This window comes from Nostoc sp. LEGE 12447, assembly GCF_015206985.1.
GTDB lineage: Bacteria > Cyanobacteriota > Cyanobacteriia > Cyanobacteriales > Nostocaceae > Nostoc.
Map to the genome: position 1 here is coordinate 20111 of NZ_JADEXT010000056.1, position 16119 is coordinate 36229.

At 40.8% G+C, this 16119-nt stretch carries 11 protein-coding genes; 4 read left to right on the forward strand and 7 right to left on the reverse strand.

Translation table 11 applies throughout. The annotated features are described in order from the left end of the window. Window positions 1-21 precede the first annotated feature (21 nt). Together IQ274_RS31945 and IQ274_RS31950 are read right to left on the reverse strand one after the other, a co-directional pair. Window positions 22-1761, reverse strand: coding sequence for a protein kinase domain-containing protein (locus IQ274_RS31945; protein WP_194144657.1), 1740 nt, complete (start codon window positions 1759-1761; stop codon window positions 22-24). Next, window positions 1758-3203 (reverse strand): NB-ARC domain-containing protein, encoded by a 1446-nt coding sequence (locus IQ274_RS31950; protein WP_194144658.1) that lies wholly within the window; start codon window positions 3201-3203, stop codon window positions 1758-1760. The genes IQ274_RS31945 and IQ274_RS31950 overlap by 4 nt, the downstream gene beginning before the upstream one ends. Before the next feature lie 956 nt (window positions 3204-4159). Here IQ274_RS31950 and IQ274_RS31955 point away from each other — a divergent pair. From IQ274_RS31955 to IQ274_RS31965, 3 genes are all read left to right on the forward strand, one after another. Next, window positions 4160-7987 (forward strand): plasmid replication protein, CyRepA1 family, encoded by a 3828-nt coding sequence (locus tag IQ274_RS31955; protein WP_228058507.1) that lies wholly within the window; start codon window positions 4160-4162, stop codon window positions 7985-7987. Between the two features lie 574 nt (window positions 7988-8561). After that, on the forward strand, window positions 8562-9473 hold the full coding sequence (locus tag IQ274_RS31960; protein WP_194144659.1) for a tyrosine-type recombinase/integrase: 912 nt from the start codon (window positions 8562-8564) through the stop codon (window positions 9471-9473). Between the two features lie 973 nt (window positions 9474-10446). Then, window positions 10447-11151 (forward strand): hypothetical protein, encoded by a 705-nt coding sequence (locus tag IQ274_RS31965; protein WP_194144660.1) that lies wholly within the window; start codon window positions 10447-10449, stop codon window positions 11149-11151. Window positions 11152-11398: 247 nt separating this feature from the next. On the opposite strand, the gene IQ274_RS31970 is transcribed toward IQ274_RS31965, so the two are convergent. From IQ274_RS31970 to IQ274_RS31985, 5 genes are all read right to left on the reverse strand, one after another. Next, the gene (locus IQ274_RS31970) at window positions 11399-11632 is read right to left on the reverse strand and encodes a hypothetical protein (protein ID WP_223280370.1); all 234 of its coding nucleotides are present in this window, start codon (window positions 11630-11632) and stop codon (window positions 11399-11401) included. Between the two features lie 73 nt (window positions 11633-11705). Next, window positions 11706-12356 carry an ATP-binding domain-containing protein gene (locus IQ274_RS36975; RefSeq protein WP_228058510.1) on the reverse strand — a complete coding sequence of 217 codons (651 nt, stop codon included), beginning with the start codon at window positions 12354-12356 and terminating at the stop codon, window positions 11706-11708. 16 nt (window positions 12357-12372) lie between these two features. Beyond that, the gene (locus IQ274_RS31975) at window positions 12373-14043 is read right to left on the reverse strand and encodes an AAA family ATPase (RefSeq protein WP_228058508.1); all 1671 of its coding nucleotides are present in this window, start codon (window positions 14041-14043) and stop codon (window positions 12373-12375) included. A 330-nt stretch (window positions 14044-14373) separates the two neighbouring features. Next, the gene (locus IQ274_RS31980; RefSeq protein WP_194144661.1) at window positions 14374-14610 is read right to left on the reverse strand and encodes a hypothetical protein; all 237 of its coding nucleotides are present in this window, start codon (window positions 14608-14610) and stop codon (window positions 14374-14376) included. Window positions 14611-14837: 227 nt separating this feature from the next. Beyond that, on the reverse strand, window positions 14838-14975 hold the full coding sequence (locus IQ274_RS31985) for a hypothetical protein (RefSeq protein WP_194144662.1): 138 nt from the start codon (window positions 14973-14975) through the stop codon (window positions 14838-14840). Window positions 14976-15481: 506 nt separating this feature from the next. Here IQ274_RS31985 and IQ274_RS31990 point away from each other — a divergent pair. Next, a complete protein-coding gene (locus tag IQ274_RS31990; RefSeq protein WP_104902150.1) occupies window positions 15482-15793 on the forward strand; it encodes a hypothetical protein in 312 nt (103 codons plus the stop codon). The last annotated feature ends 326 nt before the right edge of the window (window positions 15794-16119 follow it).

A 16119-nucleotide genomic window follows, 5' to 3' on the forward strand; every position in this document is an offset into this window, starting at 1 on the left:
ATCGAAATTGACGCACCTTAGTCAATTCGTTGGAAAAATGCGCTGTAGAATTTGTTGTTTCCAATCTGATATTTCTGGTAAACCAGAATTATTTGATATTAAGCAAACTTCCCAATGTGTTCTAGCATTATCCAAGTCACCTAACGCTTCTTGTGTTTTTGCTAGCAAGCAGTGAGCATCTACTCTTCGAGAATCTAAATCCACCGATTTTTGCAAGTAATCTTTCGCCTCTGCATAACGCTGTTGTTTGAATCTTGCCCAGCCTAAATTTTTATACAAGGCTGCTTGCCATACTGGATCTGAAGTGCGTTTCAATCCTTCAAGTGCTAGTTGTGCTGCCTCAGAGTATTTTTTTTGTATATTTTTGAGCCGTGATAAATTGTTGACAGCATTCATCGGTTGATTCTTCCCGTACTTAATCGATAACTTGTATTGCTGCTCTGCTTGGTCATATTGACCTTGTTCATCGTAAAAATTGCCAAGATTATAGTGCAGTTCCCAAGCGTTAGGCTTGAGTTTGAAAGCTTTTTGGTAGTTTTCAATTGCACAGTTTAAGTCCTGAGTTACCTGGCAAGCTACTGCCAAATTATTATATATTTCATCATCTTTTGGATTGTAAATTAATGCTAATTCATAATATTTTTTAGCTATTTTAGGCTCATTCATATAATGTCCAGCTTGATTAAAATAGTAAGCAGATACAGCAAAATTAATTTGATTATAACTACTATTAATACTTACTATTAATGAGCTTACCAAAAAGCATTTAAATATATTGGATACCAAAAAACGATTAAGTTTTAATTTAAATGGTAAACGCTGCAAACGTTCCAATATGACTTGAGTTGTCTGTGGGCGTTGTCCTGGAAAAGGAGCCATCATGTCATCAAGTAAATCAGCAAGAGGCTTATCAATATGTGGTGCTTTATCTCTCCAGATTAGTCTTCCTGTGTTTTGATCTATTGGTAATTCCAATAGTGATATCCCTGTTAACAAATTCACAAAAGTTCGCCCCAAAGCATAAAAGTCTGATTGAGGCAATGCTTGACCGTTAAGTTGTTCAAGTGGAGAAAATCGAATCGTTCTAACAACTGTTACTTCATATCCACTACTGAAGCGTGTTCTTTTATTTACTCCACTAGCACCAACTTTTGCTAAATATGTTGTGGTAATCTGTCTGGCTGCTCCAAAATCAACAAGTGCCAGTTGACCATCAGGTTGATAAATAATATTCTCTGGTTTAATATCTCTATGAAAAAAGCCAGAGCGGTGTACCGATTCAAGAATATCAACTAGTTGTGCTAACCAATCCAGTGCTAGTTTTTGAGGAATTCTTCCATAAGATATTAACCACTGTTGTAAATTTTCTCCTTCAATTTTTTCCATTACTAAACAGTGCAATACTAAACGACCGTCCTTCAGTATAAAAGTGAAATAGTCATCCACACCACACTTAGGAACTCCTGGATGATATAACGTCTGTAATACAAGTGATTCTCTCTGAACCAGACGAACTAATTTAGGATCACTCCACCTAAGTACTTTCAATACTCTGATTCTAGATTTTGTCCCCCATGACGGCTCAACGTCTTCAACCTCAAAAACATCTGTATAGGTAGATGGATCTTCATCCAAAGAACGCAATGGGCGCAGTAAACGAATGCGCCCATCTATTAGTAAAGGATTACCACAAGCTAAACAATTTTCACTATCTTCAGGATTATGCCGCCTACTACACAAGGGATTTATACAGTAGCTCACAGAGAGTTTTGCCCCTGTATATAACTGGTTAATTCTTTCTTATCTGATGATTTATATACTAAACCGTATGGATCTACTAAAATATATTTTTTAATAACTGGTTCCATACCATAGCTGAGTTCATGCTTACTTGATTTTTTACTGGCTTCAATTAACGAGCGTTGCTCTAAAACTTCCAAAGCTGATATTACCTTTGAAATTGACATTACTTCTAATTTTAATCGCTCTTTTAAATCATTAATAAGCTTTGAGAAAGGGATTAAAGCAGAACTTTTTACCATTTCCTCAGCTAAGTAAACCATTACTTGCTTTTGAAGATCAGTTAAAAGACCATTTTGTCCAAATTGAAGATTTAACATTGCCTCAACTCGTGGCCCAATTACAGTAGTCCTATAATCGAAAAATTTTTCTAGGTTCCCCCCAAAAATGCGATTTATTCGGTCAGAAACAGCCTCTAGTTCTGACGGATTTCCACGATATGTTTCAATCAACTCTTTACATTTTTCTCCAGCTATGCCCTTTTCACGCATTAACTGGATTGCTGCATCTTCTTCTAAACCTTCTATTTGAATAGATACAATAGATGAGTTTAAATTCACATAAGCAATTTCTTTTAAAGGCACTTGGCTTGTTACAATTACACAACTTTGATGTTTTTCTTGTGTGATTCCAACAAAAAAATCTTCGTATTCTAATCTTTTTTCAAAAATATTTACTGGTGCTATGGCTTCAAAACCATCTAAAACTAATAGACAACGATGTGATTGCAAATAATTTAACAATAAAGATAGCTTGGTCTGAAGAGTTATATATTCTGCTTGTTTTATATTAAAAGTATTAATTAGATCAGTAACTAAATTATCAATCGTTGAAGAACGCTTTATTGTTTTCCAAATAACATATTCATAATTGCTTGAATCTTCTAATAGTATTTCTTCAATTAACTTTGACGCTAGTATAGTTTTCCCAATTCCAGCAATTCCAATTAATGCTATACACCTTTTTTTAAAAATATTGACTTCCCTTTTTAAAAAACTTATTTCATCTTGTCGTCCATAAAAGGATGTTATTTTTGGAATTTCCCCATATAACGTAGTTGTGCCTATTAAACGATCAACATTTTCGTATGAGGCTTCTAGCTTTTTCAAATATTCTTTTTTTGCTAGTTTAAGCAAAATATTTCTTAAAGTTAATTTTTTTACTTGCACTCCTTCTCCAACAACTTGTGTAAGCATTGTCCACAACGGAGTACCTACACCAGTCTGCAAATAATGCACATTGTACCCCGAATCGTTTGCTATTTCCTTATAGTCTTTACCATCCCAAGACCCTTTGATTAAAACCATTTCAGAGGGTAACAAATATCTTCCGGTATGCTGAAGCACGCGCTCTTCCAAAATCTCTAGTACTGCTTCTAGGTCTAAATTTTTATTTGAAGACATACTTACCTACAATAGTACGTTACTAGCATTACCATAATACCTATTCAAATTCCACCTAAAACTTTTATATAGCTTTTTTACAATTTTTAATAAAAAGCTACTTGCTATCATTACTTTTACAGGATATAAGTTTAGAGTGCTACATTGCATAAATAATAACACGCTCTCTAAAACTGTCTCTAAAGCTACATTGACCTTTAAGTACAAAAACTCAAGGAGGCAGACGATCAGGTGCAAATTTTGGAAGGTAATAGTAGAGGCAAAATCTGCGGTAAGTACCGTCTGAGCAAAAGGCTTTTTCTATTAAACATTATCTAAGGTTATCACAAGTCCTTAGATACTCCAAAAACACTTATGGACTACGGAGATATTGAAAACTCAAAACAAAAAAAGAAGATAGCGTCGATACCAAGTGACTAGAACTTCTGTAAGATCAAGCTAATTGGAGGAAAATATGGAGGAAAATATGAAACCATCAAAAAGCCTAAAGCACAAAGCGCCACTAAGGAGTAGGCGCTTTGTCTGTTTGTAAAATTCATCGTTTAAAAGAGCGGGGCTGATCTCGAAGGAACAAAATAAATTGTCGTTGAAGTTTGGCGACCAAGACGACTACTAAATTTGTCCGAGAGTATAATCCGCGCTACCAGATCCATTATAGGGTCTGCCGCTTGGAAAGTCCATTCCTTGCGGTAAGTTTTGGCTGTCGAAATTCATAAGTTTTTATAAAGTTAAGTCTAATGAAGAAAAATTGCGAATTTTATAGCAAAAAGCAGTAGTAGCGCGAATAACAGTTACCAGTTATCAGTCAGAGTCTTTGATAACTGTTGACTGATAACTGATGCAACCCCCTCTGAACTTGTAAACCGAGTTATCAGGGAAAATATTGTGATAAATAGAGAACGCCCTAAGAGCGCAGTAGTAGAGCGTATGGGGTCGGATGGTGCGTTATCTGAGACTTGCCGCAGAAGCGTCTACGCACGGCAACTTTGTGCTGTGGCATTGGCGAGTGGGAAAAGTTTCAGCACCGATATTACTTTCAGATTAGACAAATCTCTCTCCAAGGAATTCCAAGGGGAGAACCGATGAATAATACCCCTAAAAAAACGGGGTCAAGGTTAAGTGGAAAAGGGAAAAGGGACGGGGAAGAGTTAGCAAATTCTTCCTCCCCTTCCCCTTTGCCCCTTACCCTTGACCCTGGTGTTGCCTCTCTAACTGAATATCCCAACAACCTCACGGCTGCGGAATACCATGAGTTGTTAGCTGGTAGCGCCATTCATCCGGCGTTGATTAAGCGCAACTTTTTCCATATAGAGGGAGAATCAGTTTATGATTTCCTGTTCATATCTGATAAAATTCCACGTAAGAATGCGGGTCGGGTAACAGATGGATACTTAAAGCTGTATCAGCATCTATTACTGGGTGGGACGTGGATTCAGTCACTTGACCCATTCAAAAACTGGCAACCAATGGAGTGGGGAAGGATCAAGCCCAACTTTCCTCGCATTGATTGGCAAAAAGGGAAACCCGTCAAATACGAGTCACCCCCCAAAACTCCCAACCGCGTTACCTACTTTGATGTCGCTAACCCCATCTGGGACAAAATAGCAAAACGTTATTTAATTAAGCGCTATCATTCGCTTTTAGCATTGCGCTTGCTGGATCAACTCAATCCACTAATATTTTGGGAGTGGGTGAAACAGCATCCAGAGATTCCGATTATCTTATGCGAAGGGGAAAAAAAAGCCGCTTGCTTGCTTAGTTTAGGGTTTGTAGCGATCGCACTGCCGGGAATTTGGAATGGTCGCGTGGGCAAACAGGATTTTGATGAACGGTTGCATCCTGACTTAGTACCAATGGCTCAGGCGGGACGCAAGTTCATTATTTTATTCGACTACGAAACTTCTTCTAAAACTAGGTGGTCGGTGTTTCAAGCCACTGTTCGCACTGCAAAAGCAATCGAATCGGCAGGTTGCTTATGTGAAGTTGCGCTGTTGCCGGGGCCAGAAAAAGGTGTAGATGATTTCGTGGTAGCCAGGGGTGAAGATGCCAATGTTTTGCTAACTGCAATTATAGACGATGCCAAATCACTTGCCGATTACCAGCGCTCCTATCGAGCTAAGAAATGGGGGTTAAGCAAATACCAGCCGGATGTCACTATTAATATTAAATATTTGACCCAAGCACTATGCATTCCTGATTTGGAGGAAAAATGTTCATCTCCCCCGCCTCTTTACGATCTTGGACTTGAAAAATTATTCAGTCCAAATCTGATAGCTACGGACTGCGATTTGGATACTGGGGTTAGGGAAAATGTTGAGTTGAAAGAAGATTCTAGCTCCTTTAGTGCCAAACCTTGTACCCAAAATCCGAAAAAATCTTTCCGTTTTCCAGACAAAGGACTAGTTGTACTCTGGAGCGATATGGGTACGGGGAAAACTGAACTCATGCGCTGGTGGCGTGACCAAAACCCCGACGCTCGGTTCCTCAACAACGGGCATCGCGTCAACCTGCTGAAGAATTTAAGCTTACGCCTGAGAACTGCGATGTATTCAGACTTGGGTTACACAGGTTTAGCTCAAGCCCAAGCCCTTAGTATTACCATTGACAGCTTGCACAAACTCAATACGCAAGCGCTGATTTATGGCTGCATATTTATAGATGAAGCTTGCCAATACCTTACCCACCTACTACACAGTAATACGTGTAAACAGCACCGTGCAGCAATCTTGGAGGTACTGGAATATATAGTATACAACGCGCCACTAGTCGTCCTTGCCGACGCACACATGGATGATTTAACCGTGGACTTCTTTCGGGCAATGCGACCAGTAGGTGAAGTACCTTACATCGTCAAAAATGAATGGAAAAATGGCTCACGCACTATATATTGGTACGAAGGCAGTAATTCAAGCGCCCTAGTTGCCCAAATCTCGGCAGCCCTGATGCAAGGTCTGAAAGTCATGGTTGCAAGTGACTCCAAGCGTTTCATCAAAAAACTCGAAAAGTCTTTTACCATTAAGTACGAAGATCCTAACTCTGACCAATCCCATACACCCCAAAAATGGCGCATCTGGTCTGTCCACTCCGATAATTCCGGCAGTGATGAAAACGTCGCTTTCATTAAAGATATCACCAACGCCGTCAAAAACTTTGATGCCTTGTTCACCTCTCCCAGCCTGGGTACTGGTGTCGATATTTCCGAGTATCATTTTGACTTAGTATTTGGTGTCTTTCACGGCGTTTCCCAAACTGCTACTGAATGCGCCCAACAGCTTTACCGTTATCGTCCAAAAGTCCCGTTTCATATTTGGGTGGCCCCGCGTCCTCCCTTTGGTTACAAGGATACCAATGCTACCAAGATTAAAGAGCGCTTGCTCCAAACCAATGAAATGACCGCTTTTCTGTTGCGGATTGACAGAGAAACGGGTAAGCGGGGCGCAGAGAAAGATTGGGCGCTTGAGGCTTACTGCCAAATTATGGCTAACCGCCACTATTCTCTCAATAATCTGCGTGATGATTTGCGATCGCTTCTCACAGAAATGGGCAATACATTTATATATGTGGGAAGTGATTCAGATCCTCAATCCCTTGAAAGTTTAAAAGCAGCAGCACAAGCTTTGGATAGTGCCCACAATTCGGCTGTTGCCAGGGCTAATAATATTACTTTGAGTGAGTACCGTGCCCGTCAGAGCAAAGATTACCTTGACCCTAGCGAAATTTTTGAATGTGAAAAGTTTCGCATTTCTGATTCTTACGGCATCGAAGTAACCGAATCACTCGTAGAAATGGATAAAGGTGGTCGATTAATTAGAGCCTTAGCTGGACTTGAGGCAATTTTAGCCCCACCCGAAGAATCGTTTACTGACCCCAAAACCGGGCAAACTTATCCTACCCCACCAACAATTGTCACCCAAAAAGACCGCACCGAGCGCGACAATCTACCTTTGTGCATCGACTGGGGCAATTATTCCGCACGGTGGCTGGCTAGATTTAACCTGGGACTGCATCAAATTCTCACTTCTTTAATGAAGGGTGATGAAGTTACCGCCGATGACCCCACTTTGCTCAAGATGACGGAGATCGCTATACATTGTGCTGCTCACGTCAAAGCAATTCTTGGGTTTACTATTCCTACTGACTGTAAACCTATTTGGTTGCTGGCGACTTTACTAGAGCAGCTGGGGCTAAAGCTGACTTTCCGCAAGCAGGGCAAGCGGGGTCAACAGGTGAAACTTTTTTCTTTATCTAAAGAGGAATTAGAATTTGCTCAAGAGGTAATTGCTCATCGCGTGGAAAAGCGTAATCAAAAAGAAAATCGAACCTATTATGCTGCTCAAACCCCTGCTGCGTATAATGTAAACCCCAATCAGCAGGCCGTATCCACACCCCCCCCTAATGCTATAGGGAACTCCCATTGCCAAGGGGAGGATACTACAGATGAGAGCAGGGGAGCAGAGGAGCAGAGGAGCAGAGGAATTGAAAAGTTGAGGAACAAAGAAGAAATTTGTACAAGTTCTTTCCCCTCTGCCCCCCTGCCCCCCTGCCCCTCTGCTCTCTTCACTGATCGCATTACGCTACTCCACTGCGTGGAAATGCTTCGCTCTGGTATCAAGCAGGGGGTTGATGCGATTAAGGGCATCCTTAAGCGATGGGTTGAGGATTTGCGCTGGGATACGGTGCTGGAACTTGAAGCGATCGCTCCTGATGAACTGCGACTTGTCGAGGCTCAAGTCCCGGAATTTTATGCCTTGCTCTCTGAAGATGTGTTGCCAATGGAGGGATAATTTCATGAACTAATATTATTGGCGTTCCCAATCAAGGGTTGCTTGGAAGCCGCTTAGTCCCCAAGGTAAGCGAATATGGCGGTACGTCCCATTTCTGAAGAAAGCGCAAGCAGAAAAATATTGCCACGAGGTCAGCAGTACTAAACTTTATGCCGTGTCTGTGCTGGTAATAAAGAAATGTATACACAAGTTTGGGGCAAAAATCAACAGAAAATCCCTCCCTTATCGACTGGGAGGGCGGTAATAGAGGTATCCTCTGACCAACGGTAAATGTATGCTTTCACGGCTGAAGATCCGAAAACTAATGTTATCGGATCTATCTAGTAACGGTCGCTTTGGGTCATATTGAGGCAGTTTTTGTATAGGGGAGGTGAGTTATTTTCTTTACAGAGGTAGACGTATTAATACGTTGCTACGGTTAACTCAAGAATTTAGGCGTGAATTCACGTTTAGGAAATTTTAGTAAATGTTGCTCCCCTGGAATCGATAATTAAAAAAGGGACACACCATTCGGAACAATCTTTTTTTGTGTAAGAGGCTGATTGGATTTTATGTAGGAACCTCAGAACTCTCGATGCTAACACCAGGGGCAGAAAACTCGGTGCAGAGGATGGCAGATGTTACCAACACTGCCCAAATAGTGGAGCTGTGGAAGAGTAGCAAGCGCTCGCCGGAAACCCGGCGTTGCTATGAGACAGATATCCGTTATTTCATTGCCTTTGTGCTAGGTATAAGCCCAAAACTTGTACAGTTGAATGATTTAGACTTGCGAACAGTAACAATGAACGACGTTCTAGCGTTCGCTGATTATCTGGAAACCAAGGAATATGAGGTGTCCACCCGTGCCAGAAAACTTGCGGCGATCAAAAGTCTGCTGCGGTTCGCTCTGAAAGTAGAATGGACAAAATTTAATGTCGCCGCCGAAGTGCCGTTACCCGAACCCAAGGATAAGTTAGCCGAACGCCTTCTTTCTGAGTTAGAGGTGATGACAATGATTGCCCTGACCCCAAAGGGTCGCGATCGGCTAGTAATCCAACTGCTTTATTATACTGGTGCTAGGGTGAGTGAGATTGCTGTTTTAACCTGGCGCTCGGTACAACCAGGGCGCGATGGCAACGGACAAGTTACGCTCTACGGCAAGGGGCAGAAAACCAGAACCGTGGTAATCCCCAAAAGCATTTATCAGGAATTGCTGGGACAAAGAACCAATAATAGTCCCGACGCACCCGTGTTTGTTAGCCGCCAGGGTGGGGCTGTAGGTGAGCGGCGAATCCGTAAGATTGTTGCAGAATCTGGAAAAAGGGCAGGGATTTCTGGGAATGTGTCGCCACACTGGCTGAGGCACTCTCATGCAACACATAGTTTAGACCGGGGCGCACCTGTGCAACTGCTGCAAGCAACCTTGGGACATTCATCGCTGAACCAAACTAGCCGTTACACTCATGCTCGTCCCAATGATAGCACCGGGCTTTATTTACCAAAGTAAAGTTGTTGGTGTTCGGTAAGCTCAATTTTAATGCGATCGCTTCATGTTCAGGCAAGTCAATTTTCCCGATTTGGGTTGTAAGGCACTTACCTGCTCATAAAGATACGAAAGTACCCAGATCCACGCCACACAACGAGCAATTAAGAACAAGGCTGGGATCTTTTTTTGTGGTTCCCCCTAAAAATACACTTCTAAAAGAAAAACCTAAAAATCGGTGAAAAAAAATAAACTAAAAATGACTTTATAGTTAATCAGTAATGCAACAGGTCAAAGAGCATACTTATAGCATTTAAATGCACAAATATTACAGGTGTAGGTTTGGATTAAAGAAAACGGGCAAAGGTGCTTATTTTAAGAAACTTGTACAAGATTCTTCCCTGCTTCTGTCGCTTTCATGCCAAATCAAGCTTATTGGAGTAGCCTGCTATTTCATCGCTATCACGGCATAAAACTATAGAGTCATTTTCAGTTTATTTTTTGAGAGTAGTTTGATTCCTCTATAAAAAATTCTCCAAAAAACGGACGGGTAAAACTTGCGTGCCAAAAACTCAAACTTTTCTCCGATGCGTTTGGACACTAATTATTTAAAACTGACAACTAATTCTTTAATGGACACCAGGGCTTAAAAGCAGGGGCAACTTTTAGAGACGCTATGCATAGCAAGATCCCCGGTAGGGGTACAGACTTACTGTACTGGATGTAATTATTGCTTTCTTACTTAGGAATCTAACTAGGTACTCAGCACTGTTTCGATGAGCAAAAATTAGATAAAGCAATCCTGCAAGTGTTTAAGCCTGAGATAATTTTTGATCGCCAATGGTAGCCGTTGGCAGTAGCATCTCTTCATAAAAGGCATCGCTTGAGGAATGCGCTGAGGCATTTGGCGATGATACTATCAAGGTAATTCATCATGATGAATTACACGATTTAATAAGCGTGGACAGTCCAAGTTTACCTAGATGATACGCTTTACATGAGCAATACAGGGCGGAAAAAAAAGCTGGCATCTTTCAACTGTGACCAAAGGAAGTGGGAGCAGTTTATCGCCTGTTGCAACTCGAAAGACACAACAGCAACAGCCACGCTGCTCGAATTTATCGATCTCTACTTAGGCGATTCCCAAGATAAGGTTGATGCAATAAGTGGTAACGATTTAGACGAACGCCTAGACTCAAAGATTAAGGCAAGTGTAGAGAAGTACTTAGCTGTGAGTGATAAAAGTCACAGTAATCCGACCAATGAAACGATAAAAGCTATTTGCGAAAGACTTGATAAGCTGGAGTCAGAGTTTTCAAATGAATCTAATGAATCTAATAGCAACCAAGCCACAGTAATTGATAATCTCGCCAATTTAGAACAAAAAGTGGAGAAGATGTATGCCCGAATGACACAGTTGGCTGAGGCGATCATTAAAATACAAGACTATCTCAACAACCAACAAAAGCGGGGCCAAAAATCGTACTACAACAATTCATCCTATCCTGGGCAAAGTCCGCGAATGCAACCGTTAACTGAAGAAGGTTTGGCCAAGAGGCTTGGTGTAAGTGAGGAAACTGTACGCAAGGAGCGAATTAATCTTCCCCCACCGCTTTTTGTAGCATGGTGTAAGAACAAGGATAGAGCAGGGTTGGGATGGGAATTTAACCAAAATACGGGATTATATCAGCCAGCAAGTTAGTATTTTAACAAACAGAATACATGCGTCAGTCGCCAGAATTCAGAAGAAGGTTAAGCGACTGGCGGATGAATAAACGGGTTGAAGTCCCCCACTAAATCAGAGATTTAGTGGTGCAATAATCAAGTGGCGAGTCTGAATCCCCCACTCATTAATTCTGACTCCTGAATTCAGAATAGCTGAATTCTTCTTTGATTGATTTCAACTTGTCGCAGGGGATGTGCGCTCTGCTGTTGCCAATTTGAATTTTTTAAAATGTGATTATTTCACAACCTTCAAGCAATTCGTCATAAACAGTTAGTTGTTGTGTTTTTAAGTGATTTGGTAGTGAATCATCATCAAAGGTCAAAGTAACAATATAAGTATTTTTGAGACTAAGAGATGATTTGCTGATATCGGTTATTGCCGCACTCATGCCGCTTCGAGTACCGATTAGATACTTCACTGATTGGCCGATCTTTAACTGTGTTGCTGGAATAGCCATAAATGTTAAAAGTGTACTTCAAGAGTAGTCTGGTTGGATGCGACCGTTGTTCTCATTTTGGGCATGGGTTTTATTATTGGAGCAGAACTGCGTCAATTGCTGAATCAATCAACTCAATTGCGGTAGTTTCATAGTGATAAGTATTAAAGCGAAACTTCCCGACAAGTTCGGGCTGTTTTGAGGGACGATAACCATACTTGGATTCATACATTTGTAGTGCAAGACTACCAATAGTAGTCATCTGTCCTTGTGTTGCAGTCAGTTGACGTTGTTGTAGCCTAGAAGCGACAGTAACAGTAGGGGAAGATGTTGTTGTACAAGTGGTTTTTCTGGTGTTGCTCAAACTCTGCCAGATTTCACTAAGTTGCTCAACAGGTGAAATGAGGAGATTGGTTAGTCCAGTAAAACGCTGGGCGGGTTTATCAGTAGCGACAGCAGTTTTCAATGCTTCATGCTGTCCAACTGCGATGAATGTACCCATTGCGCGAGTCATAGTCGTGTAGAGCAGCTGACGGGTTAACATCCGGTAATTAGCCCTGACCAATGGGAAAATCACATAAGGAAATTGGCTACCTTGACTCTTGTGGCAAGTTATACAAAACGAGTGCATAATTTGCTCGAAGTCTCCAGGATAATAATTAACAACAGCACCGCCCTCCCAAGAGATTGTAACCAGAAATTTTTCCGGCTCCACAGCAATAACCTGACCGATCTCGCCATTCATCACGGGCGGGACAGTTTCATAACGGTTTTTCAGTTGGATTACGCGTAGACGCTCTTAGCGGCTTGTCGCAGACATCGCCCGCACGGTAGACAACCGACCCAGAGATAACTTGTAGTTGATTTTCTTGTTTGGGATTAAAGATAGGGGCAAGAAGCAGATTGAGATTGTAAACTCCACAGTCTCCTTGTTTTTGGGGCGCTAAGATTATTAGTTGTTGATTTAAATCAACACCTGACTGGCCAATAGCTTTAACCAACTCAACGATGGCTTGGGAGGTCGCTTGGGGCGAATCTTTTTGAATCATTGCACAGTCACCGACATCCATCCAATCAGAAACTTGATTAAAATTGTGCAGTGTAGGGACTATGCCAGAATTGACATCATTAGCGGCATAAATAATTGGGCTTTCATGCCGTTGACGATAAATCGTCCGTAAGAGAGTTGTTGGCACGAGTTCAGAAACAATTAAATCTCGCAAGACCATTCCTGCGCCAATACTGGGCAATTGATCAAAGTCCCCTACCAGGACAATTCTGGTTTTTTTGGGCAAGGCTTTGAGTAGCGAATTGAACAGAAATATATCAACCATTGAAAATTCATCAACGATTAGACAATCAAGATTTAGAGGATTATCCTCGTTATGAAGAAAAACCGCATTGTTTCCCTGCCATTGCAATAAACGGTGAATAGTAGTTGCTTCAATGCCTGTAGCATCTTTCATGCGGTTAGCAGCTTTCCCTGTTGGAGCGGCAAGTGCAATCGCTTTATCAGTATGCATGAACCATTCAACCAAGGTTTTTAGTACATAAGTTTTCCCTCGACCAGGGCCACCAGTAATAATGCTAATTGGATGTTTAGCTGCCATCATCAAGGCGCTGATTTGTTCATCACTTAAACGTGCAAGTTGGCGATAGTCAGTAGTTTGGAATTGGGCTAACCAGTGTTCTAAATGTTCAGTGGGGTGAGTTGGTTGGTCAAGGAGAGCAAGAATCTTCAAAGCCACAGAAAGTTCAGCCCGATAAGCAGCTTTGAGATAAACACTATTACCAACATCACCCGAAACTAAAGTCCCCTTGGAGAGTAACTGTTGAATGATTGTATTTAAAAATTGAACATCGGGCGTATGCTGTGGTGAAGAAAGCAGGTCAGTGGCAATACTTACTAATTTCTCAAACGGTAAAAAACAATTCCCTTCACGCAAGCCGGATTTTAAAACATGGATTAAAGCTGAGATATAACGAGTATCGCTGTATAGCGGGATACCAAGAGATATGGCTAATTCATCAGCAGTCTTAAAACCGATGCCATCAATATCATCAATTAATCTGTAAGGGTTGTTCTGAAGTACATTTGCAGTTTTGTGTCCGTAATAGTCACAAATTTTCAAAGCTAACTTCAATGAAGTTCCCACAGCCAAAAGTTGGGTAATCACTCCCAAGTTCGGATTCTTTTTGCTCTCTGACCAAGCTTTGGTAATACCATCAATACGATATTGAGTTAGTCCGGGAACAGTGTAAAGTTTTTCTATTTTGTTATCTAATATCGATAAAGTCTCAGTTCCAAAAAAGTTGACCAAAGTTTGAGCAGTTTTCTTGCCGATCCCACGAAATAGTCCACTTTCTAAATACGCCTCGATTTCCGGCAACATCAGAATCGGAAATTTTTCGACTTGAAGGAGCCTCGTCATGAGTCAAAGAGTAATTGAGAGATTCTGTTCTTCTATAAGGGTAGCTCTAAAGCTAACTCATCGTCTCAAATCGAAAATCCAATTGGCTTACGAACTCTAAAGAATCTCCTTGTGCGATGAAAGCTGTTCATGGGCTAGAGCCTAAAAGGGATGTAAAGAAATGTTTCTATTAAGGTCATCAAATTTGGCTTCAATACAAGATTTAGTTATCTGCTAAGTTAATGGCAGTTAAGCATAATGGTTTTGGTAAGAATGGATAGTTAAGCATGACGCTTTTGGCAAGAATAGATCGGGTATTGTGTGGGAAATTAACGAAAATACGGAATTATGTCATCCGGGAAGTTGGTTGGAAACATCCAAATGTTTTTTCAAAGTATAGAGGCAATCAGGAGTTTTGATTCCACTGGCTTTCTGTAATTTATAGGATGCCCAAAGCTGCCAGCGCAAAACATCAACTCCAATAGTTGAACTACCGAACTGTACTTGAGAGTCTTTGTCTGGGTTTTGTATAACATTCTTGATTATGGTATTTATCGCTTCTGTCTTGAGATTATTCGGTATGCCCATTAGTAGCTTTGTAAGCCACTGTTTGATTTGTGGTGACTGTAGCCAGTCTTTGATTTGGTCAACTGATTGTAGGTTGCAGATTGCAGATTGGAGATTGACCCCATAACTAAAGTTAGGGGCTTGGGATTGATAGATTTTAGATTTTAGATTTACTGATGATTTTAGAAGGTAGATTGTAGATTATCCCCATTAATAAATTAAGGGGCTTGATTTTTCAATCTGCAATCTTAAATCTCCAATCTCCAATATTCTCGGTCATCAGTGGGAGTTAGGCGATTGGCTAATAGGGTGGGATTTTCGTTATCTTCATTAACTTGACTTTTGGGTTGAAAGAGTTGAGGAAAATTAGTATCTGTGTTGGACATAAAGTTGATTGGTTAAAAGAAAGCATCTCTATTATAGATAAATTGGATAAATCCGATAATAGCTAATATCTTTTATCAAGATATTAAGATAAATAAATATAAGAAGATTATTTATCCTCTGACACAAAATTATAAAGATTTGACTAATTAATTATGTTATAAATATTAAATAAGTTCCTTATGCAAGTATCAAATAAATACTATGCACCCAATAGAGTTTAAGAAGAAGTGGAAATTAACTTATCAAGAGATGGCATTCGTATTAGGATACGAAAGTTACGATACCGTCCGAAGCTGGTTCAGGTGTGGAAAAAAGCATCGAAATCCAATGAAGGTTGTTCATATAACTTGCTGGCTTTTAAATGAGAAGTGGGAACGCGAAGGTAAAAAAATAGTTGCTTTTTACCTATAAATATTTCCTAACTGGGTAAAATGTCCCCTTCCCCGCCACAAAAAAGGCGGGTATTTTTATATGTAGTTAGAAGTTCCAAGAAGTTCTCAGAGTCATGGGGATAGGGAGGAATGCTTGGCAAAATGAAGAACTAACAAGACCAGAAGTTGCGGCGATGTTAAAGCCAAAGGTTTCTGCAAGACAACTACAAGCGTATTTGAACATAGCTCGGAAGTACTTGCCAGAGTTCCAGAAATTCACCAACAAAAAAACAGGTGGTCTAGATGGCTATGCAAAGCTATACGAGTGTCACATTACAGGACTTCAGGAAATTCGCTCACTAGCTAGGGAACATACTTTAGCTGACATAGAAATTGAATTTCAACAACGAGCATTAAGCAAGTCAGAAGTAGGAAGCTGGAAGTAGATTTTTTGTTACTTTTAACTTTGGTAATAAGGTCAAGAAAAAGGGGGTAGGGGGTAGGAGGGTGTGGGGTGTAGTGAGGACGGCATTGGACGTAGCTCTGAAACCCCGACCAATGCAATTGCCTTAAAATGCAGGACTTAAACCAATTCGCAATTCGCAATTCGCAATTCGCAATTCGCAATTCGCAATTCGCACTCTTGCTAACGCCCCGCTCCGCTAACGCAATTCGCAATTACGTTTTGTGACGTGGATTTAGCTGAGGCATCAAAACGCGCTGCCGTCATTAGGCAGGGGGACTTAAACCCCCAAAGTTTGTTAAACACAAA